Source organism: Shinella sp. GW821-FHT10F02 (assembly GCF_058809275.1).
The window spans coordinates 57,248-81,828 of record NZ_JBXASL010000012.1; the positions used below are offsets into that span (position 1 = coordinate 57,248).

The window sequence follows — 24,581 nt, forward strand, 5'->3', positions numbered from 1 at the left end:
CCGGTCGCGAAAAAATCAGGCCGCAGCCTTGGCAAGCGTCGCCTTCTGGGTCTCGAAAGCCCAGGTCAGCCACGGCATCAGCGCTTCGAGGTCCGCGGTGTCGATGGTCGCACCGGCCCAGATTCGCAGGCCCGACGGGGCGTCGCGGTAGGCGCCGATGTCATAGGCGACACCCTGCTTTTCGAGCAGGGCAACGAGACCCTTGGCAAAGGCGGCCTGTGCATCGGCGTCGAGCGCTGCCACGTCCTTGTCGGCGATGGTCAGGCAGACCGAGGTGTTGGAGCGCGTTTCCGGCGCCTTGGCCAGGTTGGCGATCCAGTCGTTGGCCTCGACGAAGTCGAAGATCACCTTGGCATTCGCATCGGCGCGCGCCATCAGCGCCTTGAGGCCGCCGATCTCCTTGGCCCAGAGCAGTGCATCGATATAATCTTCGACGCAGAGCATGGAGGGCGTGTTGATCGTCTCGCCCTGGAAGATGCCCTCGATGATCTTGCCGCCCTTGGTCATGCGGAAGATCTTCGGCATCGGCCAGGAAGGCGTGTAGCTTTCCAGACGCTCGACGGCCCGCGGCGACAGGATGATGACGCCATGCGCGCCCTCGCCGCCCAGCACCTTCTGCCAGGAGAAGGTGACGACGTCGAGCTTGGCGAAATCGAGGTTCTGGGCAAACGCGGCCGAGGTCGCGTCGCAGATGGTGAGGCCCTGGCGGTCGGCCGGAATGAAGTCCGCATTGGCGACGCGGACGCCGGAGGTCGTGCCGTTCCAGGTGAAGACCACGTCACGGTCGAAATCGATCGTGGAAAGGTCGGGCAGCAGGCCGTAATCGGCCGTGATCTTGCGGGTGTCGGGGAGCTTCAGCTCCTTCACCACGTCGGAAACCCAGCCCGAGCCGAAGCTTTCCCAGGCGACCATGTCGACGCCGCGCGGGCCGAGCAGCGACCACAGCGCCATCTCGACGGCGCCGGTATCGGAGGCCGGCACGATGCCGATGCGGTAATCCGCCGGCACTTCCAGGATTTCACGGGTAAGGTCGATGGCCTGCTTGAGCTTGGTCTTGCCGACCTTGGCGCGGTGCGAACGACCGAGCGCGGCATCGGAAAGCGCTTCGAGCGACCAGTTGGGGCGCTTCGAGCAAGGGCCAGAAGAAAAATGGGTGTTGTTCGGACGCACGTCCGGAGCGGCGACGGTCTTCGTCATGATTGCTATCCTTCCAGATAGATAGCCCTTCGTTGGGGAAGGGTGTCCCGCCGCCGTGAATATGGAAGAGACCTCTTGAAGTCAAGCGGATTATGTCGCGAACGAAAAATAATCCGGCGCAATGGAAACGGCGCGCCGGTTGCCCGACGCGCCGCTCCAGAAACGAATGGGATGGATCTTACCAGGTGGTGACGCGAATGCCGGCACGGATCTCGTGCTTCTGGAAGCCGTCGTCCCGCCCGCGGGCGCTCACCGTGCCGACGCCCGGCACTTCGGTGCTGCCGCTAAACATCTTGCCGCCAGCCATGTCGGTGAAGCGGTAGCCGAGGTCGAGCTTCACGCGGTTGGTGAGATCGACCGAGGCGCCCGCCATCAGCGCATAGGTGAAGCGCCAGCTGTCGCCGCCCTTCACCCGCAGTTCCTCGAAAGTCTGCCCGCCGCAAGAACCCGTGCCGTTTTCGCAGTTTGCCTTGGCCCGGAAGCTGTCCCAGTTCATGTAGGTGACGCCCGCGCCGGCGCCGACATAGGGCGTGATGCCGGCATAGGTGCCGAGGTCAACATAGCCGTTGGCGAGGAGATGGGCGGCGTTGTAGTCCGCCTTCTGGCCGAGGCGGCAGGTCGTGCCGGCCGGCGCCGTGATGCAGGGCGAATCGATGTCCGAACCGCCGCGCAGCGAACCGCTGAAGAAATCCGTCGTCAGGTCGGCGCGCAGGAAATTGTTGAACTGGTAGCCCATGCCGACGCCGTAGGAGACCGGCTTGGAGAAGCGCGCATCGTCGAAGTCGCCCTCGGCAAAGGTCGATCCGAACGCCTCGATCCGGTAGTCCGGCTTGTCATGGTTGACCCAGCCGGCATAACCGAGATCGCCGCGGATGTACCAGCCTTCCGCCACCCCGCTCTCGGACACGTCGATTTCCGGCGCGTTGATGATGTCGAGGTCGCTCGCCGGCGCGCTCGTCGCGATGAGGCCGGCAAGAACGGCGATGCCAAGCGGTGCGATACGACGAAACATGGTCTCATCCCTTGAGGCCGGCACGGCCGGCGGTTGCGCGATAGGTGCTAGAGGCGACGCATCCGGGGCCGCCCTACACCGTTGGTTAACCATAAATCTTAAGGAATGAAGAAACGGTTAAGTGGCCGGTTTTCCAGGCGATCGGCAAAACAAAAGGCCGCCCCGAAGGGCGGCCTTGAGAAGAGGTTCGGCGTGATGCCGCTTATTTGTAGACCGGCTGCTCGACCGGGATATCGACCGGCGGGATATAGGCCTGCTGTTCGCAGCCGTTGAAGGAGTAACGCAGACCGGCGCGTGCCTCGTGGCTGTAGAAGCCCTTGTCGCGGCCCGGACCGCCGCCGACATTGTAGCCGAACATGTTGCCCTTGGTGACGTGTCGGAAGCGGTAACCGAGGTCGGCCTTCAGGTTGCAGGTCAGGTCGACGGAGGCGCCGGCCATCAGCGCATAGGTGAAGCGCCAGCTCTTCTTGCCGCGGTGGCGGAAGGTCGGGTCGCAGTTCGTCGGATCGCCGTCGTCGCAAGACGTGTTGTCGAGGCCCTTCCAGTTTACGTAGGTGCCACCGATACCGGCGCCGACATAAGGCGTGATCGAACCGTAGGTGCCGATGTCCACATAGGCGTTGGCGAGCAGGCTGAGCGCGGTCAGCGACGAGACATCCCGCGACGTGCAGTTCGGCGAAACGCCGCAGCCGCCCGAGGTCGAGCCCTTGAATTTCGACTTGAACATGTAGTCGAGCGTCACGTCCGTACGGAAGTGCTCGTTGATCTGGTAACCGACACCGCCGCCGAGCGTGAAGCCGCTCTTCAGGTCCGTGGAGTCGAATTCACGAACGCGGTCGTTGGAGCCCTGGAAGTATTTCGCGCCGCGCAGCTTGTTGTAGGACCAGCCCGTGTCGCCGCGCAGATACCACCCGCCCGTCTCGATGATGGTTTCTTGAACCGGCGCCTCGACGACCTCCGGCTGGTAGATATCGGCTGCGTAGCCGGTCGTGCCCGTCAGCAGGACCGCAACGACGCCACTCAAAACTTTCCTCATGGCCTTGCTCCAATAGGCTTTTGCTTGGCATGCCCGGCACACCGGATTCCAAGTCCCTCGATCAGGAGTGGATAATGGCGAGGAAAGGTTAAGGGCCGATTAACTACAAACATTTACCGTCTTTGTTAACGAGCGTTCACGAATTCGGTAAACAACATCTAAAATTTAAGTAATCCTCCAAAGAACTTCATCGGCAAAAAGAAAAAGGCCGGCGCATCGGCACCGGCCCTTAAGAATAGACGAAACAGACAGGATCAGGCGGCGTTGCGCACGGAGCCGATCACGGCGACGAGGTCGTCGACGATGCGTTCCACCTTCACCCGGTCATCGCCCTCCGCCATGACGCGGATCAGCGGTTCGGTGCCGGAGGGGCGGATGAGGAGGCGGCCACTCTTGGCGAGCTCGCTTTCGGCATCGGCGATCGCCTGACGCACCGCGGCGTCCTCCAGCGGCTGGCCCGCCTGGATGCGCACGTTCTTCAGCACCTGCGGCACCGGCTCGAAGCGGTTGCACACCTCGCTCACCGTCTTGCCGTTGCGCTTGACGCAGGCGAGCACCTGGAGGGCGGCGACAAGGCCATCGCCCGTCGTGCCGAAATCCGACAGAACGATATGGCCGGACTGCTCGCCGCCGACATTGTAGTCGTGCTGGCGCATATGCTCGACGACATAGCGGTCGCCGACCTTGGTGCGCTCAAGCCCGAGACCCTTGCCGGTGAGGAACCGTTCAAGCCCGAGGTTCGACATGACGGTGGCGACGATGCCGCCGCCGCGCAGCATGCCGTCGGCCGCCCAGCTTTCGGCAATGACGGCCATCAGCTGGTCGCCGTCGATGATCTTGCCGTTCTCGTCGATGATCTGCACCCGGTCGGCATCACCATCGAGCGCGATGCCGATATCGGCGCGCACCTCGTGCACCTTGCGCTGCAGGGCATCCGGATGCGTCGAGCCGCATTCGAGATTGATGTTGAGGCCGTCCGGCTCGTTGCCGATCGTCACGACGTCCGCGCCGAGCTCCCAGAGTGCGGCTGGCGCCACGCGGTAGGCGGCGCCATTGGCGCAGTCGATCGCGACGCGCAGGCCCTTGAGCGTCACGTCGCGCGGCAGGGTGCGCTTCGCGTGTTCGATATAGCGGTCATGCACGCCGTCGATGCGCTTGGCGCGGCCGATCTCGGCGGACTTGGCAAGCTGTGCCGTAATGTCCTTGTCGAGCAGGTCCTCGATTTCCATCTCGATTTCGTCGGAGAGCTTGTAGCCATCCGGGCCGAAGAGCTTGATGCCGTTGTCGTAGAACGGGTTGTGCGAGGCGGAGATCATCACGCCGATATCCGCGCGCAGCGAGCGCGTCAGCATGGCGACGGCAGGCGTGGGGATCGGGCCGAGGATGAAGGCATCGATGCCGGCCGCGGTGAAACCCGCCACCATCGCGTTTTCCAGCATGTAGCCGGAGAGGCGCGTGTCCTTGCCGATCACCACGCGGTGGCGGTGCGCGCCACGGCGGAAAAGCGTGCCCACGGCAATGCCGACCCGCATGGCAAGGTCTGGCGTCATCGGGAAGATGTTGGATTGTCCCCGGATACCGTCCGTGCCGAAATAACGACGTTTCATGTTCTCTCCTGAAAATCGCCGGCCTGGGCTGCGCGTATAGCGCTGCGCCCGGCTCTCAAGCGTCCATTCTGCCGCCCGCGCGTCCATCTCAGGGCAGAAGGCGGAAATACAATAATTCCGCCCTGTAATCTAATCCTTAAAACGGCGTAGAGCTGTCATACTTCTTTGCCACAAAAGCCGGCAAAGAGCATCCATCGCCCTATCAGAATTCATTACAGCCGGTTACCTAAAGAAAACGGCCGGAAAAGGATTTCCGGCCGTTTTCAATTCGTTCGATGGGATCGCTTATTGCGGCTGCGGTTCGAGACCGCCTTCCGCCTCGCCGCCCTTCTTGTGGCCGGCCTTCGGCACGGCCGAACCGCGGTGCGGCGGCGTGTCGTCGCCGAGGTCGCGCGCGGGCTTCTCGCCGCGGATCAGCGCCTTGATCTCTTCACCCGTCAGCGTCTCGTATTCGAGCAGGCCTTCGGCCAGCGCCACGAATTCATGGTTCTGTTCGGTGATGATACGCTTGGCCTCCGAATAGGCCTCGTCGATCAGGCGGCGGATCTCGTTGTCGATCTTCTGCGCGGTCGCTTCCGAAACGTTCTTCTGCTGCGCGACAGAATGGCCGAGGAAGACTTCCTGCTGGTTTTCACCATAGGCGACCTGGCCGAGCTGGTCGGAGAAGCCCCACTGGGTGACCATCGCGCGGGCGAGCTTGGTCGCCTGTTCGATATCCGAGGATGCGCCGGAGGTGATGTTGTCCTTGCCGAAGGTGATTTCCTCGGCAACGCGGCCGCCCATCATGATGGCGAGGCGCGAGACCATCCACTTGTAGCTCATCGAGTAGCGGTCGCCTTCCGGCAGCTGCATGACCATGCCGAGGGCACGGCCGCGCGGAATGATCGTCGCCTTGTGCAGCGGATCGGCGAGCGGAACCTTGAGCGCGACGATGGCGTGGCCGGCCTCGTGATAGGCGGTCAGCTTCTTCTCCGCCTCGGTCATGGCGGAGGAGCGGCGCTCGGCGCCCATCATGATCTTGTCCTTGGCGTCCTCGAATTCCTGCATGGTGACGAGGCGCTTGTTGCGGCGCGCAGCCATCAGGGCCGATTCGTTGACGAGGTTCATCAGGTCGGCACCGGAGAAGCCGGGCGTACCGCGGGCGAGAATCTTGAGATCGACATTTGGCGCCAGCGGCACGTTGCGCACATGCACCTTGAGGATGCGCTCGCGACCGACGATGTCCGGGTTCGGCACGACCACCTGACGGTCGAAACGGCCGGGACGCAGCAGCGCCGGGTCGAGCACGTCCGGACGGTTGGTCGCGGCGATCAGGATGATGCCTTCGTTCGCTTCAAAGCCGTCCATCTCGACAAGGAGCTGGTTCAGCGTCTGCTCGCGTTCGTCATTGCCGCCGCCGAGGCCTGCGCCGCGATGGCGGCCGACAGCGTCGATTTCGTCGATGAAGATGATGCAGGGCGCGTTCTTCTTCGCCTGCTCGAACATGTCGCGCACACGGGACGCACCGACACCGACGAACATTTCGACGAAGTCCGAACCGGAAATGGTGAAGAAGGGCACGTTTGCCTCGCCCGCGACGGAGCGTGCGAGCAGCGTCTTACCGGTGCCGGGCGGGCCGACGAGCAGCACGCCGCGCGGGATGCGTCCGCCAAGGCGCTGGAATTTCTGCGGATCGCGCAGGAATTCGACGATTTCTTCGAGGTCCTGCTTGGCTTCGTCGACGCCGGCGACATCAGCGAAGGTGACGCGGCCATGCGCTTCAGTGAGCAACTTCGCCTTCGACTTGCCGAAACCCATGGCGCCACGCGAGCCGCCCTGCATCTGGCGCATGAAGAACAGCCAGACGCCGAGGATCAGGAGCATCGGCAGAAGTGTACCGATATAGCTCAGGAACCCGGACGACCCATCCGTTTCGGGCCGTGCGCTGACGACGACGTTCTTCGCTTCCAGGCGCTGGACGAGCGAGTTGTCGCCGGTCGGCGCATAGGTCTGGAAGGTCGCGCCGGTCTCGACATAGCTGCCGACGATCTTCTCGCCGGTGATGACGACTTCCTTCACCCGGCTCGAGTCGACCTCTTTGAGGAACTGCGAATAGGGGATTTCCCGCGAGCCGGTCTGCGCCGGGCTCGTCTGGAACATGCTGAACAGCGCGATCAGCAGGAGGGCGATGATCGCCCACAGGGCGAAGTTTCGGAAATTGGGATTCATCGAACTTTCCGGGCACTTTCCCGGCCGGGGTCTCCCGGCCGCTTCTTTGATGCCTAACATAGGGTCGCCGTGCGGCCTTGCCAAGGCAAAGCGCGCGCCCCCGGGGCTTTTCTCATAATATCGTCAACGCCGGAGAAGCTTCGGCATCGACAGTCATCGATACTTTAGCACAACGCTTTCGCCCGCGCCTTCATTCGTTAGGCGGAGACGAAAACGCCGGGCGCCCGAAAATTGCCGCGAGCGCATTGGCAAGCGGCAGATCGAAACGCGGCAGGAAACGGGCATAGGGCGCGATCAGCGGCGCGATCGCCGCCCCCTCCGCGGGCACCAGCCCATCCTGCTCGAAATTCAGGCACGGCATGGCACGGCTGGCGCGCAGAGCCGGTCCGCGAAGGCCGGTGCCATCCGTTTCACCGGCCGGCGAAACCACGATCGTCTGGCCGCTCCGGTTGGTCACGCGAAACCTGCCGTCCCAAACGGCCACCTCCCCTGCCGGAAGCACGAGACGCTCAATGCCGCGATATTCGCGGTAGAGGAACAGGCCTTCGCGGCGGCGGTCGAAGACCACGCGGCCGGCGGTCAGCCGCGACAGTGTGCCGCTGGCGAGGAAGGCCCGCAGGCGCTCGGCCGACGCTGCCTCCAGCGCATGTACCCGACCTCCCACCGTGGCCGCCAACAACAGCAGGCCGCGCCATGCCGCCGGATCGGCGAGAACGGTATCAACCGCGGCAGGATCCATTGCGATGAAGGCCTCTTGCGCCCGAATATTTCCGGCCAGAAAGCCGGCCGCGCGCTCGGAAAGCGACGCCCTGTGATCGTTGGCCTGTTCTGGCGCCGCACCCCGCTGGCGCAGACGTACCCGTTCGAAACGGGGATTGTCGTTGCTCGGGTCGTCGAGCCAGCCTTCGCCGTGAGCGACGAGAAACGCCCTTATCGCGGCCCGCTCCACCAAGAGGAAGGGTCGCAGCAGCCAGACGGAGCCGTTCAGCAAAACGGCATCCGCCATGCCGGAAAGGCCGATGCCCTCCGGCGCACGCGCGGCGCGCATCGCCACGGTCTCGCTCTGGTCGTCGCTGGTATGAGCGGCGAGGATCGCATCCGCGCCCGTCTCGATGGCGGCCTCAGTGAGCAGGTCGTATCGTTTTTCGCGGGCGGCGGCTTGCAGGCCGGCGGTCGGCTTTTCGCCCTGCCAGCGGCGGGTGACATGCGCGATGCCATGGCGTGTGCAAAGCGCTTCGACCCACCTTGCCTCCTCGGCCGAGCCGGCGCGAAGATCGTGGTCGATGGTGCAGGCGGAAAGGGTGATGTCCGGATAGCGCCCGGTCGCGCAGAGCGTGGCAAGCGCCACGAGAAGCCCGGTCGAATCGCTGCCGCCGGAAACGGCGATCAGCAGCCGCGCGGGGCGCTTGAAACTGTTCAGCAAACGGCCGGCTGCCTCTGCGACGGGATTTCCCGCGCGGGCCACGGCGTTTGCCCGGTCGGCAATCAGCAGGACAGGCGGCCCTGTTCGGACGTGACCTTGCTCTTCACGGCCTTGGAGGCGTTCGGATAACGCTTGTTCACTTCGCGCAGCGTCGCGCAGGCGGTCTCGCGGTTGTCGAGGGCGGCAAGCGACATGCCGAGCTTCAGCAGCATTTCCGGCGCCTTCTTCGACTTGCTGAACGTCTGGTGCGCATTCAGGAAGGTCTTTGCGGCGTCGTTGAAATTGCCCTGCGAATATTGCGCCTCGCCGAGCCAGAAATTGGCGTCCGCCGCCTTCTCGCCGCTCGGGAAGATGTCGAGATAGTCGCGGAACTCGCGCTCGGCGAGCTGGTAGTCGCCGGAGAGCACATGGCCGTAGGCGACCTGGTAGAGATCGTCCGGATTGTCGAGCGAAGCCGTCGACGACTGCGAGGCCGCCGGCAGGCCGCCATCGACGCCCGGCAGCGAATTGTCGTTGCCGATCGAGGCGCTCTGGTTGTCGAGGTCCGGGTTCGTCGCAGCGCCGATCGGGTTGCCGTTCTCGTCGAACTTGATGGAGCCGAGCTCCTGCGGCCCGGCGCCGCCATTGCCGTTTTCGGCATCCAGCGTGTCGGTCCCGGCGGTATCATCCGCCGGCACCCTGTTCGAAGCGATCTGCTGGTCGGCAGTGCCGCCGTTCACCGGCTTGTCGAGCGCGCCGCTCTTGCCGGAGCCGCCGCTCTTTTCGATCTCCTGGAAACGGTACTCGTTGTCTTCCTGCGTCTTGCGGAGCTGTTCCTGCATCTGGAGGAGCTGGTAGCTCATTTCCTCGATGCGGCCGTTGAGGCTGCGGATCTGCTCTTCGAGCTGGCCGACGCGCGGATCCATGGCCTGCGCCAGGATCACATTGCCCTCACCCGACCGTTCGCTGTGGGCCGGCAGGAAGCCGTTCGCCAGCGCCGACAGCGGCGAAGCGCTGATCGGCCCGACCATGCCTGCTACCGCTGCGAGACTGAGAACGCCTGCCGCGACAAGTTTCTTCATCTATCTTCGTCCTGTTGGTCCCATGATGCGCCGAAGCGCCGCCGAAGAGTTTTCCCATATGCTCTCAAAAAGCAACGGAGTTCGGCCAAAGTGTGTTGAAAAAAGAAAGGCGGCCTCTCGGCCGCCTTTCGCACCATCCTTCCGAAGAAGGAATTACATGCCGGCGCCGCCGAGAACGGTGACAGCGCGACGGTTCTGCGACCAGCAGGAAATGTCGTCGCAGACGGCGACCGGCTTTTCCTTGCCGTAGGAGATCGTCTTCATGCGGTTTGCCGGGATGCCGCGCGATGCGAGGTACTGGCGGGTCGCGGCAGCGCGGCGTGCGCCGAGTGCGAGGTTGTATTCACGCGTGCCGCGTTCGTCGGCATGGCCTTCGACCGTGATTGCGTAGTTCGGGTAGCGCTGCAGCCACTGGGCCTGGCGATCGAGCGTCGCTGCGGCATCGGCGCGAACCGACGAGGAGTCGGTGTCGAAGAAGATGCGGTCGCCGACATTGACCGTGAAATCCTGCTGCGAGCCCGGCGTCGCGGCACCGGCGCCGCCGTTGAGGCCGAGGTCGCCGGCATTGTTCGGCATGTTCTTCTTGGAGGCGCAGCCTGCAAGGGCGAGCGTCATGAACAGGGCGATCATCACCGGGTTGCGGGCGATGGTCTGCATGCGGCCAGCGGCCGGGGAATGAATGCGGCTCATGAGCCGGTCTCCTTGCGTCAGTTCTTGCGTCAAGTTCATTGAAGCAGCGGTTTCAATCAGGGTTGCCAGACTGTAACCGCGAGCGGTTAATCCGCATTCAACGATTATGGTTAACGATTGCTTGTAAGACCGTCCCCGGCCCCTTGCCTAAAACGGAAACGGGCCTGCCCGTCTCGCCTTGCGCCCTGATTTACAGGACTTTGCGGCAAGAACGCGGCAGGCCCGCCACATATATGGTGCTACTCCAGAAGCGGCGACCAGGCCGGGTCGGAGGCGAAGCCCTTGGTCTGCACGGCCTGCTCGTTATAGCCGGAAAGGTCGATCGAATAGATCTGCGGACCGCCAGCACCAGCCGCCTGGCGGAAGAACATCAGCACGCGGCCGTTCGGCGCCCAGGTCGGGCCTTCATTGTGGAAGCCGGAGGTGAGGATGCGCTCGCCCGAGCCGTCCGTCTTCATCACGCCGATCGAGAACTTTCCGCCCGACTGCTTGGTGAAGGCGATGAGGTCGCCGCGCGGAGACCAGACCGGCGTGGAATAGGAGCCGTCGCCGAAGGAAATGCGGCGCTGGTTGGAGCCGTCGGCGCCCATCACGTAGAGCTGCGGCTTTCCGCCGCGGTCGCTTTCGAACACGACCTGCGTGCCATCCGGCGAGTAGGAGGGCGAGGTGTCGATCGCCGCCGTCGAGGTGAGCCGCGTGGTGGTGCGCGAGCGCAGGTCCATCGTGTAGATGTTCGAGTTGCCTTCCTGCTGGAGGCTCATGATGACCTTCTGGCCATCCGGCGAGAAGCGCGGCGAGAAGGTCATGCCCGGGAAGTTGCCCACCACCTCGCGCTGCCCCGTCTCGAGCTGGAGCAGATAGACGCGCGGTTGGTTGCCCTCAAAGGACATGTAGGTGATTTCCTGGCGGTTCGGCGAAAAGCGCGGCGTCAGGACCAGCTCGTTGGCGTTGGTCAGCGCGCGGGCGTTGAAACCGTCCTGGTCCATGATGGCAAGCTGGCGCTTGCGAGCCGTCTTCGGGCCGCTTTCGGCGACATAGACGACGCGGGTATCGAAGTAGCCCTTCTCACCGGTCAGGTTCTCGTAGATCGCATCCGCGATGATGTGGGCAACGCGACGCCAGTTTTCGGGCTGCGTATAGAACTGCTGCCCAGTCAGCTGCTGGCCGCCGAACGTATCCCACAAGCGGAATTCTGCACGAAGGCGACCATCGCCCTCCTGGGTCACGCGGCCGGTGACGAGTGCCTGCGCGTTGATGACTTTCCAGTCCTCAAAGCGCGGTGGCTGGTCCGGATTGGAGATCTTTTCGATAAAGGCCTGCTTGTTGACCGGCGCGAACAGGCCCGACCGCTTGAGATCCGCGGCGATCACATCGGTAATGCGCTGTCCGAGATCGCCATTCGCGATGAAATCGGTGACGGCGATCGGCAGCGGTTCGACATTGCCTTTGTTGATGTTGATTTCCACTCTGGCCCACGCCTGCGGCAGCGCCGCAGCAAGGCCGGTCAGCACGACCAGGAGTCGGAGGAGATTGCGTCTGAACATCTATCTAGGCCTTCCCTAGTTCTTACATCATCTCGCTTGGATCGAAGTTCACGACGACTTCGCTCCATGCGTCATATTTTTCAGGCGGCAGCCCCTTGAAGGGCCTCGATTTCATGATCGCGCGGCGGGCGCCGCCGGCAAGCGTGCGGCGCGCGGTTTCCGAACCGCCGGTCGCCACGACTTCCGGCTCGCCGATAATGTCGCCGTTCTGGTCAAGCTGCATCGTCACCTTGATGCGTACATCCGAGGCATCCGACATGCCCGGCACGATCGACCAATTGTTCTGGATCTGGCCGCGCAGCGCATCCATCTCGCTCAGCGAAAGTTTGGTGCCGCTCGTCGTCTTCTTGCCGCCGAGCGCAGCCTGTTCCTGCGAGCGCTTGGCCCCGCCCCCGGCGGCCTTGTCCTTGTTGAGAAGGGCAGCGATCTCATCCGAGTTGAAGTCGCTGTCGTTCAGCGAACTCGCCTTTTCCTGCTTCTTCTTCTGGTCCTTCTTGCGGTCCGGCGTCTTGGCGGTCTCGGCCTTTGCCGTTTCCACCTTCTTTTCCTCGGGCTTTTCCGCGGTCTCGGTCTTTTTCGGCTCGATCTTCGGCTTCATTTCGGGAAGCGGGATCTTGTCGGGGAGCGCTTCGGCTTCCTCGGCTTCTGCCGGTTTTTCCTCCGAGGGCGTCGCCTCGGGCTTCGGGTCCGGCTTGACCTCCTGCTTGGTCTCGGGCAGTGCCGCGACCTCGGTCGAGGGCTCGCTGGCGGTCTCTTCCTGCTTGACGTCCTCTACGGGCTTGGTGTCCGGCGTCTGAACGACCTTTTCGGCCTTTTCCGGTGCTGCCGCGGTCTCGATATCGCGCGGCTTTTCCTCAGGCGTCGGCAGGTTCTTCAGGTCGACATCGTTTTCGCCGGCATTTTCCGCATTCTCGACCGGTGTCTCTTTCTTGGTCGGAACAGGCGCCGCCTTTTCCTTCATTTCGGCTTTTTTGTCGCCCTGCTGGATCTGCGTCAGCTCCTCGATCGACACGATATCGACCGGCATGGCCTCGACGTTGGCGACGTCGAAACTTTCAGGACTGCCGAGCGAAACCAGCGCCCAGGTCAGAACCAGGGTGTGGAGCACGGCGGATGTGGCGAGACTGCCCTTCATGGCGCGCAATCAATTGTCCGGTTTCTGATCGGTGACGAGACCGATATTGGTGAACCCGCCCGCCTGGATGCGCGACATCACGTCGGCGACGATGCCATAGGGCGCATTGCCGTCGCCGCGCACGAAGACGCGCTCGGTATAACCCGTCGTCGCCACGGCCTGGAGCTTGGCAGCAACTTCATCGATCGGGATCGGCGTTTCCTGCAGGAAGACCTGGCCGTCGGCCTTGACCGAAACGGTGATGGGCTGCGTATCGGCATTCAGCGCGCTCGCCTTGGTCTTCGGCAGGTCGATCGGCACGCCAACCGTCATCAGGGGTGCTGCCACCATGAAGATGATGAGCAACACCAGCATGACGTCGACGAACGGCGTCACGTTGATCTCGCTCATGGGAGCCTTCTTGCCCCCGCCGCGACGACGGCGGCCACCGCCCGAATTTTTTGTACCGACTGACATGCCCATGGCGTCGTCTCCGTCTCAGGACAGGATTACTGCGCCGCGGCGCGCGGCTGCAGCTTCTCGTCGATCTGGCGCGAGAGGATGGCGGAGAACTCGTCCGCGAACCCTTCCATGCGCGCCGTCAGCTTGCCGGCATCTGCAGAGAACTTGTTGTAGGCAATAACCGCCGGAATTGCGGCAAGAAGGCCGATGGCGGTCGCGAGAAGCGCTTCAGCGATACCGGGTGCGACGACCGCAAGGCTCGTCTGCTTGGAACCGGCGATCGCCTGGAACGAGGTCATGATGCCGACGACCGTGCCGAACAGGCCGACGAAGGGCGCCGAGGAGCCGATGGTCGCCAGCGACCCGAGCCGCGCTTCGAGCGTTTCGGATTCGCGCGACAGCGTCACGTCCATCGCCCGGTCGATACGCATCTGCAGCCCGATCGGCGAGCGCGCACCGCGCTCGAAACTCTTCTTCCATTCCCGCATCGCCGCCACGAAGATGGCGCTCATGCCGGAGGTCTGGCGGTCGGAGAGCGTGCGATAGAGCTCCTCCAGCGACTGCCCGGACCAGAAGACCTGCTCGAAACTATCGAGCTGGCGACGGGCCTTGCCGTAGCTCACCGTCTTGTCGACGACGATCGCCCACGTCCACACGGACGCGGCGATGAGGCCGAGCATGACCAGCTTGACGACGAACCCGGCTTGCATGAAGAGCGCCCAAAGGGTCACGCTGCCTGCCGCTTCCAAACCCACTTGTTCCATAGACCTATGTCCCCGAATCCAAACACCCGGCACGGGCCTTTGCGGCCACGACCGGGTAACATTCACGCCTTCGCGGTCTCCTGGGAGGTGGAACCCGCAATCGGCATTCACAAACACGACGTCGCAGCCAAGGATTTTCACCCGCACCCGCTTCGCATGTCCGTCAAGAATGTCCGGTTGATGCCGCCGGCCGCCATGCCGGTCAAACGCTTACAACCTGCCTTCTTGACGGCAAATTTGGTTAAAGGATGACGTGCAGTGCACAAAATCCTCACCACCTGAGTAAGACATCATTATGGTTAAGGGAGTGTTACTGCTAATGCGCGCCGGACGCTTCCTGCGCCTTGGCAAGAAAACGCGCCGCCAGACCTTCCGGCAGACGGCGTGGCCGACCGGCAGCATTGATGACGGCGATGATGACGCGCGCGGCGATCAGCAAGTGTTCACCGCGGCGGATTTCCTGGTTCAGGATCATCTTCGCGCCCCCGGCCTTTTCCGTCTCGGTGACGATGGTCAGGATATCGTCCATGCGCGCCGGCGATTTGAAATCGATCTCCATGCGATGCACGACGAAGACAAGCCCTTCGCGGTCCTCTTCCAGAACGAGGCTGCCCTGCTCGACGCCGAGCAGCCGCAGGTAATCCGTCCGCCCGCGCTCCAGGAAATGCAGGTAGCGCGCGTGATAGACGACGCCGGAAAAATCCGTATCCTCGTAATAGACCCGCTGCGCGAGCCGGTGGCCCGTTTCGGTCAGTTCGCCTGAGAGGTGATGGTTCAAGTCGCTCATGGCGCTTCTCTCCCCCAAAGCGCCCGGAAATGCAAGGTTGCGGCGCTCACCCGAGTTCGACGACCATGATCTCCGGCGGCGAGCCGAAGCGCACCGGCGCGATCGAGCAGCCGAGCCCGCCGGAAACGCAGAGATGCCGGCCATCCTCGACGACGTGACCATAGGCGTAGCGGTTGCCGAAGGCGGAGGGCACCATGGGCGAATAGCCGAACAACCGCACCTGACCGCCATGGGTGTGGCCGGACAAGGTCAGCGAGACCCGCGCCGGCACCTGCGGAAAGATATCCGGCTCATGCGCCAGGAGGATGACCGGCGCGTCGTCCGTCACATGCGCCAGCGTGCCCGGCAGGTCATCGAGCCCGACATAGCCGTAGCGGTTCCATTGCCGGCCGGGGCGCAACGCGATCTGGTCTTCCAGCCCAGCGAGCCAGAAGGCACCAGTCGTCGTCTCGATCCGCGCGGCGCTGTTCGAATAAACGGCAATGCCGGCATCGCGCAGTGCCCGGTGGCTGAAAGTCTCCCCGCCGCCGATCGCCTGCGCATCGGGATCGTCCCACCAGTCATGGTTTCCGAGCACCGCATGAACGCCGAGCGGTGCCTGAAGCGTCGAGAGCGCGGCCGCCCATGCCGCCGGCGGCACCTTGCCCCAGACAGCGCGCATGCTGGAGAGATAATCGCCGAGCAGCACGATGATATCGCCGCCGAGATCGTTGGCATGGTGGCAGATATCGCCGATGCGGCGCGCGCTCATCCAGGGTTCGCAGGCATGGATATCGGCGAGCGCGACGATCCGCAGCTTCTTCCCCTCCGGCCAACCGGGGGGCACGATCCGATACGTGGTGGTACGCAACCGCAACAGCGGTTCGATACCCACGGCATAGGCGGAGGACGAAAGGCCCGCGGCAAACAGTCCACCGAAGGCCTTCAGCATCCCGCGCCGCGTCAGCACATCAATCGTCCTCGGAAAACAGCCTGAACTGCGTCGCCTCAAGATCCTTGGGCGGCGTCAGGCCCATATGTTTCCAGGCATTTACGGTCAAAACACGGCCGCGCGGCGTGCGCTGGATGAAACCCTGCTGGATCATGTAGGGCTCGATGATGTCCTCGATCGCATCGCGCGGCTCGGACAAGCCGGCCGCGATGGTCTCGATCCCGACCGGCCCGCCACCGAAATTGTGCGCGATCATCGACAGATAGCGCCGGTCGAGCTGGTCGAGCCCCATATTGTCGACGAGAAGCCGCGTCAGCGCGTCGTCGGCGATCACCCGGGTCACCGCTTCGGCCCGCGCCACTTCGGCAAAATCGCGCACCCGGCGCAGCAGGCGGCCGGCGATGCGCGGCGTGCCGCGCGCACGACGCGCGATCTCGTGGGCGCCGTCTTCGGTGATGCCGAGCCCCATCAGCCGCGCACCGCGGCGCACGATCGATTCCAGCTCCTCGACGGTGTAGAAATTCAGCCGGACCGGAATGCCGAAACGATCGCGCAGCGGCGTCGTCAGCAGGCCGAGGCGCGTGGTCGCGGCGACGAGGGTGAATTTCGACAGGTCGATCTTCACCGAACGCGCCGCCGGGCCTTCGCCGATGATCAGGTCGAGCTGGAAATCCTCCATCGCCGGGTAGAGGATTTCCTCGACGGCCGGGTTGAGACGGTGGATTTCGTCGATGAAGAGCACGTCGCGCTCCTCGAGATTGGTCAGCAGCGCCGCAAGGTCGCCGGCTTTCGCGATGACCGGGCCGGAGGTCGAGCGGAAATTGACGCCGAGTTCCTTCGCCATGATCTGCGCGAGCGTCGTCTTGCCGAGGCCGGGCGGGCCGACGAACAGCACATGGTCGAGCGCCTCGCCGCGGTTCTTCGCCGCCTCGATGAAGATCTTGAGATTGGCGCGCGCCTCCGCCTGGCCGGTGAAATCGTCCAGCGTCTGCGGCCGCAAGGCGGTATCGATGTCCTCGCCGCGCTTTTCCGGCGCCAGCAGTCTGTCCTCATCGCTCATGAGCGCCTAATCCCATTGTCCACGGCGGAAGGCAACCGCATCACCGCGACAATTCCTTGAGGCCGAGGCGGATGAGCTTTGCGCTATCTCCACCCTCTCCGCCATTCTTCAACGCGGCGGCCACGGCATTGGCCGCCTGGTCACGCGAATAACCGAGATTGGTGAGCGCCGAGACAGCATCGGAAACCGGCGCCGAAGCCACGCCCTCGCCCAGTTCCTGCTTCAACCCGATCGAGGCCGACGCCTCGCCGGCGAAGGCCGGCGCCTTGTTGCGCAGTTCGGTGACGATGCGCACCGCCACCTTCGGCCCCACACCCGGCGCCCGCGACACCGCCGTCTTGTCCTGCAACGCGATGGCATTCGCCAGTTCGCCCGGCGTCAACGTGGAAAGCACCCCGAGCGCCACCTTGGAGCCGACGCCCTGCACGCTCTGCAACAGCCGGAACCACTCCCGCTCCAGCGCCGTCAGGAACCCGAACAGCCGGAACTGATCCTCCCGCACATAGGTCTCGATGAACAGCACCGCCGCCTCGCCCGCTGACCCGAGCTTGCCCAGCGTGCGCGCCGAACAATGGGCGACATAGCCGACCCCGTGCACGTCGATGACCACATGGTCGTCGCCGATCTCATCGATTGTGCCTTTGAGTTTGCCGATCATGAAAGGGGTCCGTCAGGGATGGGTTTCGGGAGAGATGATGTCGAGCGCGGGAAAGTAGGTGCGATAGCGCGCGGTGTCGCGGGTGAGCAGGCGATGTCCCCGGGCTTCCGCATGCGCGCCGATCAGAAAATCCGGCAAGGTGCGCTCCCGCTGCCCGCCCGCCTTCCGATAGTGCTGGTGCACAAGTCCGGCCCGATAGGCCGCAGAAAAGGGCAGAGCCTCACGCTGCAGGTTGAGCCTCGACAGCGCGAGCGCCAGCTCGTCCTCGCTCGGGAGCAGCCCGGCCAGTTCAGACCAAACGACCGGCGTCATGATGAACTGCGCCTGCGGCTTGAGCGCCAGAATGATCTGGGAAGACCAGATCTTGAACGGCGTCTCCGGTCCAAACACGTCGATGAAGATGTTCGTGTCAACCAGGACCGAGGTCATCGCGCGGCCCCCTCAGCCATTCCATATATTCGTCCGTCGTCATGCCACCAGTATCGAAAGTGCCGCTCACACTTTTGAGCCAGCGCTCGAAATCTTCAGGCTCTTGCGCCTTTCCGCCCGAAACAACGATCAGCCGCGCACCTTTATCGTCGGCGACAAAATCCACCTCCGATCCGGGACCGATATTCAACCGGTCGCGGATATCCTTGGGGATCGTCACCTGGCCTTTTTCCGTCACCCGCATGGTAATACCTCTGCGGTATTACTTATCGCCCAAACCGGAACAAGTCAAGAACAAATCAGCCGACGAGCTTGGCGAGGCGGCCGGAGAGCCCCTGGCGATTGTGGGCGTGGCAGATGGCGATGGCCAATGCATCGGCGGCGTCGTTGCCGGTGAAGGTCGCCTTCGGCATCAGCACCTTCAGCATCATGTGGATCTGCTGCTTTTCGCCATGCCCGACGCCGATGACGGCTTTCTTGACCGCATTGGGCGCATATTCCGCCACCCGCAGGCCGGCGCGCGCCGGCACCAGCATGGCGATGCCGCGCGCCTGGCCGAGCTTCAGCGTCGCCACCGCATCCTTGTTGACGAAGGTCTGCTCGACGGCGGCCTCATGCGGCTGGTGGCTGTGGATGATCTCGGCAAGGCCGTCATGCAGCTGGCAGAGACGCGAGGCAAGATCGGAATCGCCATCCGAAGTCACCGTGCCGGAGGCAACGAAGCGCAGCGAATTGCCCAGTGTCTCGATGATGCCCCAGCCGGTGCGGCGAAGCCCCGGATCGATGCCGATGATGCGAATCATGTCCTGCATGCAAAAACCCTAATCCTGTCCACCGGACCCTGCCAGCGAAATGTGAACAAAACAAAAACAAATGGCCGTTTGCAGAAGCGCTCGCGAAAAGCTGGCGCGGATCGCTTGGATTTCACAAAACTGAACCTACATGGGAGCACAATCAAATCTACTCATAGCGAGGCCGCTCCCATGGTGCCCTTCTCCATCCTCGACCTTTCCCCGGTCATCGAAGGCGGCACAGTCGCCCAGTCGCTCGAAAATTCGCGCCGCCTCGCGCAGGAGGCCGAAGCCTACGGCTACAAGCGCTTCTGGCTCGCCGAACATCACGGTATGCGCGGCATTGCCAGCGCTGCCACCTCGCTGGTCATCCAGCATGTCGCGGCGGGCACGCAGAAGATCCGCGTCGGCTCGGGCGGCATCATGCTGCCGAACCATTCGCCGCTGGTCATCGCCGAACAGTTCGGCACGCTGGCCGCCCTCTTCCCGGATCGCATCGACCTCGGGCTTGGCCGCGCGCCCGGCACCGACATGCGCACGGCCCAGGCGCTGCGCCGAAACCTCGACAGCGCCGCCAACAATTTCCCGCAGGATGTCGTCGAGCTGATGCAGCTGATGGGGCCGACGAGCCCGCAGCAGCAGGTCATCGCCATTCCCGGCGCCGGCACCAACGTGCCCGTCTGGCTGCTCGGCTCCAGCCACTATTCGGCGCATCTCGCCGGCATGCTCGGCCTGCCCTTCGCCTTCGCCTCGCATTTCGCGCCGGACATGCTGCTGACGGCGCTGGAAATCTACCGCGAGCGCTTCGAGCCCTCGCAATATCTCGATAAGCCGCATGCCATGGTCGGCGTGATGGGTGCGGCAGCGGATACGGACGCGGAGGCCGACTACCTCTTCACCTCGATGCAGCAATCCTTCGTGCGCCTGCGCCGCGGCACGCCAGGCGCCTTCCCGGCACCGGTAGATGACATGGGTCCGCACTGGAGCGACGGGGAGCGCATCAATGTCGAGCACACGCTGCAATATGCGGTGGTCGGCGGGCCGGAGAAAATCCGACGCCGCATCGCCGATTTCCTGTCGATCACCAAGGCCGACGAGTTCATCGTCTCCATGCCGATCTACGACATGGATGCCCGGCTGAAATCGGTCCGGCTCTTCGCCGAGGCGCAACAGGGGCTCGCGCTCGCCGCCTGAACGAAAAAGGCCGGGGCCTTGCGGCACCCGGCCTTTTCTTTGACTGCGACCTAGCGGATCAGGCTGACAGCTTGGCCATGACTTCGTCGGAGACTTCGAAGTTCGAGTAGACGTTCTGCACGTCGTCGTCGTCTTCCAGCGTGTCGATGAGCTTCATCAGCGACTGCGCCTTTTCCTCGTCGACCGGCACGGTGTTCTGCGCCTTCCAGATCGCCTTGACTGTCTCGGCTTCGCCGAGCTTGTCTTCCAGCGCCTTGGAGACTTCGCCGATATCTTCGAAGCCGCAGATGATCGTGTGGCCGTCCTCGTCGGTCGTCACGTCTTCGGCGCCGGCGTCGATGGCGGCTTCCATGACGGCGTCAGCGCTGCCGACGGCAAGCTTGTAGGTGATTTCGCCGACGCGATCGAAGGAGAAGGAGACCGAGCCGGTTTCGCCGAGCGCCCCGCCGGCCTTCGAGAAGGTCGAGCGGACGGAGGAGGCGGTGCGGTTGCGGTTGTCGGTCAGTGCTTCCACGATGACGGCGACGCCGCCCGGGCCATAACCCTCGTAGCGGACTTCCTCGTAGTTCTCGCCGTCGACGCCGGAGGCCTTCTTGACGGCACGCTCGATATTGTCCTTCGGCATGGACTGCGCCTTGGCGTTCTGGATCGCCAGGCGCAGGCGGGCGTTCATCGACGGGTCGGGCAGACCGGTCTTCGCCGCCACCGTGATTTCACGGGCAAGCTTGGAGAACATTTTCGACCGCACGGAATCCTGCTTGCCCTTGCGGTGCATGATATTCTTGAACTGTGAATGGCCAGCCATGGCACCCCTGTCTCGTTTTTTTGGCGCCCGTCTCCGGTCGCCGATCACTGTGCCGGAGCCCCTGCCGCGGTGACGCGCCAGCCTGCTGCCCCGATTTTCGAAATGCCGCCTTATAATTTCATTGCCGCCGGACGTCCAGCAGTCCCGCAAACAAAGCGGCAACCGCTTCAATCGGCCCTGACACGGGCGCGGCTGAGCAGGAAGGAATGGCCGTCATTGCGCTCGCAGGTCAGCCCCGTGCGCTCCGAATAGCAGGTGAAGGGGCCGGCAGACCAGGTCTCGCCATAGCCAAGCGTGTTCGCGCTGCCGCAGCAGCCCTGATCGCCGACATTGCTTTTCACGGAGGCCTTACCGCTGCGCCCGAGCGTCGCGCGCAAGTATTTCGGCTCGACGCGGTCGCAGGAGAGTTCCGGCCCGCCATCGGCCGGCTGGTAGACCGCCGTACCGCCTTCGGGAATGTAGATGCAGCCGATATTGCCGGACGGCAGGATAAAATCCTCCGCCACGCCGAGGGAGCGCGTCGGGAGCTTTTCCACCGGCTGGGTGGCGAGCCCGCGCGGCTGGCCGGATTCACCGCCGGGGCCTTCGGGCGTCGGCGCACCGCTCGCGAGGGCAAGGGTGCAGGAAAGCAGAAAGACAGGCACGGCAATGAGAAAACGCATCAAAAACTCCGGCATCAGACGCCGGAGAGAATATGGATCGTCGGCCGCTTGGGCAAGCTGCGGATGGAAACGGTCATCGTCGCATCGTCGTCGGTCACCGCATCGAAGCCAGTACCGAACATCGAGAGGAACTGGCTGATCGGCGGCCCGCGTCGATGCATGGGCAGGATCAGCGAGGAGCGCAGGCGCTGCACGACGCGGCTCATGCTCTCCGCCCCCATCGTCAGGCCGCCGTCGACCGGCACCATCAGCACGTCGAGCCGGCCGATCTCGGCATATTGTTTTTCGGTCAGCTCATGGTGCAGGTGGCCAAGATGGCCGATGCAGAGGCCCGCGACCTCGAAGATGAAGATGGAATTGCCGTTCGCCTCCATCGATCCGCCCCAGTTGCGGATATCGGTCGGCACGTTGCGGATATAGGTGTCGCCCACCACGACATCATGGTCCGCGCCCTTCGGCGAGCCATCCTGCCAGCCGTGCAGCACATATTCGATGCCGGGTTCCGGGTTCGTCGTGTAGTGGCTGGAATGCGCCTTGTTCATCGTCACCACGGTCGGCAACGCCGGCGGCTTGTACCAGCCGTTATAGTCTGTGGCGATCTTCACGCCCGCGGGCGTTTCGATGAAGAAGGTCGAGTGGCCGATATAGGTGATCTTCACCTCCTCGTTCGCCTTCGCCTGCACCTTGAGAGCGGGCTCGGCGGAGAAGCTCGCAAAGGTGACGGAGGGAAGCGAGCGCGCGATCATCTGGCACTGGCTGACAGGCGTTTCCGCCTGTGCCGATGCTGGCCTGGGTGCCGCAAAGACGGCGAGGGCTGCAACGATCAACGGAATGAGCAGGAGATGCGGCATCAGCGGCTCCGTTCATTGGGTCGGCGGGACTATGCGCCCGCAAGCATCGCGGGTCGAGATTTGCCGGCAAGCACCGCGATCACAATCCGTTGACTGGCCGTTGACCGGAACCTTGGCCGCCCCGTCACGTTCCTTCCCCCATCAACGCCAACAGACGAGAGGAATATCCATGTCCAATCTCACCCGTGCCCGCGAAAACCCGAAGGAACAGCTCTTCGACGAAATCGACAAGATCCATGCCGGCATGCTCGGCGTCGAGGGCAGCCACATGCATATGCAGCCGATGGCGCCGCAGCTCGACCGCCAGACGGCAACGATCTGGTTCTTTACCCGGACGGATGCGGAAATCGTCGACGCCATCTCGCCGGGCTCGCGCGCGCATTTCTGCGTCGTCGGCAAGGATCATGACTACCATGCCTGCCTCGCCGGCCGTCTGGCGGTCCGCAAGGACCCGGCCAAGATCGACGAATACTGGAGCTCGATCGTCGAGGCCTGGTTCGACCATGGCAAGGACGACCCCAGGCTCACCATGCTGGCGCTGGAAATCGAGGATGCCGAAGTCTGGGCCTCGACCGGCAGCAAGCTGAAATTCGGCTGGGAAATCGCCAAGGCGAACTTCAACCCTGACGAGGAGCCCGACGTCGGCGTGAAGGCGCACCTGACCTTCAACGGCGGCTCGGCCGATCACCTTCGCCACATGATCTGAGGCTTTTGTTTTGCCCGCATTATCCGACGTCGAAGCGATCTCGCTTCGACTGGAAATGCTCTAGCGCCAGAACTCCGGCACCGCTTCGGCCAGCCGCGGGCCGAGGCGGAGCGGTGCGATCTTTTCGGCAAGCCCCGTGCGGTCTGAAATTTCGACCGCAAGGCCGCAGATCGTTGCCGGGCCGGAAGCCGCCTCGAAGCGGCTTTTCGGCATTTTCGAAATGAAGCGGTTGAGCGGTTCTTCCTTCTCCATGCCGAGCGACGAATCGTAATCGCCGCACATGCCGGCATCCGACATATAGGCTGTGCCGCCGTTCAAGATCTGGCAATCGGCCGTCGGCACATGGGTATGCGTGCCGACGACGACGCTGGCGCGGCCATCGACGAAATGGCCGAAGCACTGCTTTTCGCTGGTCGCCTCGGCATGGAAATCGAAGATAATGGCATCCGCCTGCTCGCCCAGCGGGCAGGAGGCAAGAATGGCCTCGCCCGACTTGAAGGGATCGTCCAGTTCGGGATGCATGAAGACGCGGCCCATGATGTTGGCGACGAGCACCCGCGCGCCGTTTTTGGCAACGAAGAGATTGGCGCCGCGGCCGGGCGTGCCGGCGGGATAGTTGGCGGGACGCAGGAACTGGTCGTGGCGGCCGGCGAAGGTTACGGCCTCCTTCTGGTCCCAGACGTGGTTGCCGGTCGTCACCACGTCGGCACCGGCATTGATGGTTTCGAGAAAGATCTCTTCGGTGATGCCAAAGCCGCCGGCCGCGTTCTCCCCGTTGACGACGACGAAATCCAGCTTGAAATCGCTGATCAGCCCCGGCAGGCGCTGCCAGACGGCCGTCCGCCCGGTCTTGCCCACCATATCGCCCAGAAAGAGAAAACGCATCGAAACTGCCTTACGAAACCTGTTGGAACAAACGGAAGCCGCTTTCGGTGAGGATCGCGTCGAGCGCGACGTCATGCGGTTCCGCGGGTACTGATGCCACTTCCTGGCAGTCGAACGCAATGCCGATCAGTCTTGGCACATGGCCCTTTGCCTTCAGACGGTCGATCGCCCGGTCGTAATGGCCGGCGCCGTAGCCGATGCGGTGGCCTGATTTGTCGAAGGCGGAAAGCGGCACCAGCAGGATATCCGGATCGAGCACGGCAGCCTCCGGCCCCGGCCCGGTCGTGCCGAATCCGGTCTTCACCACCGGCGCGCCGACGACGAGTTCGCGGAAGACAATCGTCTCGCGGTCGAGCACGACGGGCAGGCAGAGCCGCGCGCCGCGCGTGCGCAGATGGGCGAGCAGCGGCCGGATATCGGCCTCCGAGCGGATCGGCCAGAAACCGGAAATCACCATGCCCGGCTCGAAGTCTATGCGGTCACCGGCATGCTCCACCATGGCGAGGCTGCCCTCGATGCGCGCTTCCGGCGTCATCGCATCGCGCAATGCCAGCCGCTCGTTACGGATCGCCGCCTTCAGTTCCTTGGATGTCACGGGGGATGTCACGGATCTCTCCAGCCTTTTGCGCGTGGCTTACCAGCTAGCAGCGCCGAAAGGCAAATCCCCGTGTTTTTGCGACGGGGCGAAGTCGCAGAAATGCGTC

General features: G+C 63.6%; 26 protein-coding genes. 2 read left to right on the forward strand and 24 right to left on the reverse strand.

The window, feature by feature from the left end; translation table 11 throughout:
* Positions 1–15: 15 nt before the first annotated feature.
* From AC1RWL_RS29895 to ruvC, 19 genes are all read right to left on the reverse strand, one after another.
* Entirely contained in the window at positions 16–1,197 is a 1,182-nt protein-coding gene (locus AC1RWL_RS29895; RefSeq protein WP_435266176.1) for a phosphoserine transaminase, read from the reverse strand.
* A gap of 178 nt (positions 1,198–1,375) precedes the next feature.
* Positions 1,376–2,209 carry an outer membrane protein gene (locus AC1RWL_RS29900; RefSeq protein WP_493097135.1) on the reverse strand — a complete coding sequence of 278 codons (834 nt, stop codon included), beginning with the start codon at positions 2,207–2,209 and terminating at the stop codon, positions 1,376–1,378.
* 202 nt (positions 2,210–2,411) lie between these two features.
* Positions 2,412–3,245 (reverse strand): outer membrane protein, encoded by an 834-nt coding sequence (locus tag AC1RWL_RS29905; protein WP_435266178.1) that lies wholly within the window; start codon positions 3,243–3,245, stop codon positions 2,412–2,414.
* 254 nt (positions 3,246–3,499) lie between these two features.
* The gene (gene glmM / locus AC1RWL_RS29910) at positions 3,500–4,852 is read right to left on the reverse strand and encodes a phosphoglucosamine mutase (RefSeq protein ID WP_493097134.1); all 1,353 of its coding nucleotides are present in this window, start codon (positions 4,850–4,852) and stop codon (positions 3,500–3,502) included.
* Between the two features lie 285 nt (positions 4,853–5,137).
* Positions 5,138–7,060, reverse strand: coding sequence for an ATP-dependent zinc metalloprotease FtsH (gene ftsH, locus AC1RWL_RS29915; protein WP_256121001.1), 1,923 nt, complete (start codon positions 7,058–7,060; stop codon positions 5,138–5,140).
* A 190-nt stretch (positions 7,061–7,250) separates the two neighbouring features.
* Positions 7,251–8,525 (reverse strand): tRNA lysidine(34) synthetase TilS, encoded by a 1,275-nt coding sequence (tilS, locus tag AC1RWL_RS29920; protein ID WP_493097133.1) that lies wholly within the window; start codon positions 8,523–8,525, stop codon positions 7,251–7,253.
* A gap of 20 nt (positions 8,526–8,545) precedes the next feature.
* Entirely contained in the window at positions 8,546–9,544 is a 999-nt protein-coding gene (gene ybgF / locus AC1RWL_RS29925) for a tol-pal system protein YbgF (RefSeq protein ID WP_493097132.1), read from the reverse strand.
* Positions 9,545–9,697: 153 nt separating this feature from the next.
* Positions 9,698–10,234, reverse strand: coding sequence for a peptidoglycan-associated lipoprotein Pal (pal, locus tag AC1RWL_RS29930; protein ID WP_256120998.1), 537 nt, complete (start codon positions 10,232–10,234; stop codon positions 9,698–9,700).
* A gap of 239 nt (positions 10,235–10,473) precedes the next feature.
* Positions 10,474–11,778: a Tol-Pal system beta propeller repeat protein TolB gene (gene tolB / locus AC1RWL_RS29935; RefSeq protein WP_435266181.1), complete on the reverse strand. Its 1,305-nt coding sequence runs from the start codon at positions 11,776–11,778 to the stop codon at positions 10,474–10,476.
* A gap of 22 nt (positions 11,779–11,800) precedes the next feature.
* Positions 11,801–12,913: a hypothetical protein gene (locus AC1RWL_RS29940; RefSeq protein WP_435266555.1), complete on the reverse strand. Its 1,113-nt coding sequence runs from the start codon at positions 12,911–12,913 to the stop codon at positions 11,801–11,803.
* A 9-nt stretch (positions 12,914–12,922) separates the two neighbouring features.
* Positions 12,923–13,375 carry a protein TolR gene (gene tolR, locus AC1RWL_RS29945; protein ID WP_256120996.1) on the reverse strand — a complete coding sequence of 151 codons (453 nt, stop codon included), beginning with the start codon at positions 13,373–13,375 and terminating at the stop codon, positions 12,923–12,925.
* A 26-nt stretch (positions 13,376–13,401) separates the two neighbouring features.
* Complete coding sequence (tolQ, locus tag AC1RWL_RS29950) at positions 13,402–14,118, reverse strand: protein TolQ (protein WP_256120995.1); 717 nt, start codon at positions 14,116–14,118, stop codon at positions 13,402–13,404.
* Between the two features lie 316 nt (positions 14,119–14,434).
* On the reverse strand, positions 14,435–14,905 hold the full coding sequence (gene ybgC, locus AC1RWL_RS29955) for a tol-pal system-associated acyl-CoA thioesterase (protein ID WP_493097131.1): 471 nt from the start codon (positions 14,903–14,905) through the stop codon (positions 14,435–14,437).
* 46 nt (positions 14,906–14,951) lie between these two features.
* A complete protein-coding gene (locus tag AC1RWL_RS29960) occupies positions 14,952–15,854 on the reverse strand; it encodes a metallophosphoesterase (protein ID WP_493097130.1) in 903 nt (300 codons plus the stop codon).
* Position 15,855: 1 nt separating this feature from the next.
* Positions 15,856–16,896, reverse strand: a complete 1,041-nt coding sequence (ruvB, locus tag AC1RWL_RS29965; RefSeq protein ID WP_439615964.1) for a Holliday junction branch migration DNA helicase RuvB — start codon at positions 16,894–16,896, stop codon at positions 15,856–15,858.
* 40 nt (positions 16,897–16,936) lie between these two features.
* Positions 16,937–17,554 (reverse strand): Holliday junction branch migration protein RuvA, encoded by a 618-nt coding sequence (ruvA, locus tag AC1RWL_RS29970; RefSeq protein WP_256120991.1) that lies wholly within the window; start codon positions 17,552–17,554, stop codon positions 16,937–16,939.
* 12 nt (positions 17,555–17,566) lie between these two features.
* Positions 17,567–17,983: a type II toxin-antitoxin system VapC family toxin gene (locus AC1RWL_RS29975; RefSeq protein WP_493097129.1), complete on the reverse strand. Its 417-nt coding sequence runs from the start codon at positions 17,981–17,983 to the stop codon at positions 17,567–17,569.
* Positions 17,964–18,227, reverse strand: coding sequence for an AbrB/MazE/SpoVT family DNA-binding domain-containing protein (locus AC1RWL_RS29980; protein WP_493097128.1), 264 nt, complete (start codon positions 18,225–18,227; stop codon positions 17,964–17,966). Before AC1RWL_RS29980 ends, AC1RWL_RS29975 begins: the two co-directional genes overlap by 20 nt.
* 55 nt (positions 18,228–18,282) lie before the next feature.
* A complete protein-coding gene (gene ruvC, locus AC1RWL_RS29985; RefSeq protein WP_493097127.1) occupies positions 18,283–18,795 on the reverse strand; it encodes a crossover junction endodeoxyribonuclease RuvC in 513 nt (170 codons plus the stop codon).
* A gap of 171 nt (positions 18,796–18,966) precedes the next feature.
* Here ruvC and AC1RWL_RS29990 point away from each other — a divergent pair, with 171 nt between their 5' ends.
* On the forward strand, positions 18,967–19,968 hold the full coding sequence (locus tag AC1RWL_RS29990) for an LLM class flavin-dependent oxidoreductase (protein ID WP_493097126.1): 1,002 nt from the start codon (positions 18,967–18,969) through the stop codon (positions 19,966–19,968).
* A 58-nt stretch (positions 19,969–20,026) separates the two neighbouring features.
* Here the strand turns inward: AC1RWL_RS29990 and AC1RWL_RS29995 are convergent, their stop codons facing one another.
* From AC1RWL_RS29995 to AC1RWL_RS30005, 3 genes are all read right to left on the reverse strand, one after another.
* On the reverse strand, positions 20,027–20,773 hold the full coding sequence (locus AC1RWL_RS29995; protein WP_439624094.1) for a YebC/PmpR family DNA-binding transcriptional regulator: 747 nt from the start codon (positions 20,771–20,773) through the stop codon (positions 20,027–20,029).
* A gap of 167 nt (positions 20,774–20,940) precedes the next feature.
* A complete protein-coding gene (locus AC1RWL_RS30000) occupies positions 20,941–21,435 on the reverse strand; it encodes a hypothetical protein (protein WP_493097125.1) in 495 nt (164 codons plus the stop codon).
* A gap of 14 nt (positions 21,436–21,449) precedes the next feature.
* Positions 21,450–22,289, reverse strand: a complete 840-nt coding sequence (locus tag AC1RWL_RS30005; RefSeq protein WP_493097169.1) for an MBL fold metallo-hydrolase — start codon at positions 22,287–22,289, stop codon at positions 21,450–21,452.
* A 166-nt stretch (positions 22,290–22,455) separates the two neighbouring features.
* On the opposite strand from AC1RWL_RS30005, the gene AC1RWL_RS30010 reads away from it, so the two are divergent.
* Positions 22,456–22,992, forward strand: a complete 537-nt coding sequence (locus AC1RWL_RS30010) for a pyridoxamine 5'-phosphate oxidase family protein (RefSeq protein WP_493097124.1) — start codon at positions 22,456–22,458, stop codon at positions 22,990–22,992.
* Between the two features lie 60 nt (positions 22,993–23,052).
* On the opposite strand, the gene AC1RWL_RS30015 is transcribed toward AC1RWL_RS30010, so the two are convergent.
* Positions 23,053–23,877: a TIGR00282 family metallophosphoesterase gene (locus AC1RWL_RS30015; protein ID WP_493097123.1), complete on the reverse strand. Its 825-nt coding sequence runs from the start codon at positions 23,875–23,877 to the stop codon at positions 23,053–23,055.
* A 10-nt stretch (positions 23,878–23,887) separates the two neighbouring features.
* Positions 23,888–24,472, reverse strand: coding sequence for a 5-formyltetrahydrofolate cyclo-ligase (locus tag AC1RWL_RS30020; RefSeq protein WP_493097168.1), 585 nt, complete (start codon positions 24,470–24,472; stop codon positions 23,888–23,890).
* Between the last annotated feature and the right edge of the window lie 109 nt (positions 24,473–24,581).

Excerpts from the sequence above, each read along its gene's own strand:
- pal (WP_256120998.1), bottom strand. The coding sequence starts at position 10,234 with ATGAGCCGCATTCATTCCCCGGCCGCTGGCCGCATGCAGACCATCGCC.
- AC1RWL_RS30010 (WP_493097124.1), top strand. The coding sequence starts at position 22,456 with ATGTCCAATCTCACCCGTGCCCGCGAAAACCCGAAGGAACAGCTCTTC.
- ruvB (WP_439615964.1), bottom strand. The coding sequence starts at position 16,896 with ATGAGCGATGAGGACAGACTGCTGGCGCCGGAAAAGCGCGGCGAGGAC.
- AC1RWL_RS29995 (WP_439624094.1), bottom strand. The coding sequence starts at position 20,773 with ATGGCTGGCCATTCACAGTTCAAGAATATCATGCACCGCAAGGGCAAG.
- ftsH (WP_256121001.1), bottom strand. The coding sequence starts at position 7,060 with ATGAATCCCAATTTCCGAAACTTCGCCCTGTGGGCGATCATCGCCCTC.
- AC1RWL_RS29980 (WP_493097128.1), bottom strand. The coding sequence starts at position 18,227 with ATGCGGGTGACGGAAAAAGGCCAGGTGACGATCCCCAAGGATATCCGC.
- AC1RWL_RS30015 (WP_493097123.1), bottom strand. The coding sequence starts at position 23,877 with ATGCGTTTTCTCTTTCTGGGCGATATGGTGGGCAAGACCGGGCGGACG.
- AC1RWL_RS29975 (WP_493097129.1), bottom strand. The coding sequence starts at position 17,983 with ATGACCTCGGTCCTGGTTGACACGAACATCTTCATCGACGTGTTTGGA.
- AC1RWL_RS29905 (WP_435266178.1), bottom strand. The coding sequence starts at position 3,245 with ATGAGGAAAGTTTTGAGTGGCGTCGTTGCGGTCCTGCTGACGGGCACG.
- AC1RWL_RS29990 (WP_493097126.1), top strand. The coding sequence starts at position 18,967 with ATGGTGCCCTTCTCCATCCTCGACCTTTCCCCGGTCATCGAAGGCGGC.
- ruvC (WP_493097127.1), bottom strand. The coding sequence starts at position 18,795 with ATGCAGGACATGATTCGCATCATCGGCATCGATCCGGGGCTTCGCCGC.
- tolR (WP_256120996.1), bottom strand. The coding sequence starts at position 13,375 with ATGGGCATGTCAGTCGGTACAAAAAATTCGGGCGGTGGCCGCCGTCGT.
- AC1RWL_RS29895 (WP_435266176.1), bottom strand. The coding sequence starts at position 1,197 with ATGACGAAGACCGTCGCCGCTCCGGACGTGCGTCCGAACAACACCCAT.
- tolQ (WP_256120995.1), bottom strand. The coding sequence starts at position 14,118 with ATGGAACAAGTGGGTTTGGAAGCGGCAGGCAGCGTGACCCTTTGGGCG.
- tolB (WP_435266181.1), bottom strand. The coding sequence starts at position 11,778 with ATGTTCAGACGCAATCTCCTCCGACTCCTGGTCGTGCTGACCGGCCTT.
- ybgF (WP_493097132.1), bottom strand. The coding sequence starts at position 9,544 with ATGAAGAAACTTGTCGCGGCAGGCGTTCTCAGTCTCGCAGCGGTAGCA.
- ruvA (WP_256120991.1), bottom strand. The coding sequence starts at position 17,554 with ATGATCGGCAAACTCAAAGGCACAATCGATGAGATCGGCGACGACCAT.
- glmM (WP_493097134.1), bottom strand. The coding sequence starts at position 4,852 with ATGAAACGTCGTTATTTCGGCACGGACGGTATCCGGGGACAATCCAAC.
- AC1RWL_RS30000 (WP_493097125.1), bottom strand. The coding sequence starts at position 21,435 with ATGCGTTTTCTCATTGCCGTGCCTGTCTTTCTGCTTTCCTGCACCCTT.
- AC1RWL_RS29900 (WP_493097135.1), bottom strand. The coding sequence starts at position 2,209 with ATGTTTCGTCGTATCGCACCGCTTGGCATCGCCGTTCTTGCCGGCCTC.
- ybgC (WP_493097131.1), bottom strand. The coding sequence starts at position 14,905 with ATGAGCGACTTGAACCATCACCTCTCAGGCGAACTGACCGAAACGGGC.
- AC1RWL_RS29940 (WP_435266555.1), bottom strand. The coding sequence starts at position 12,913 with ATGAAGGGCAGTCTCGCCACATCCGCCGTGCTCCACACCCTGGTTCTG.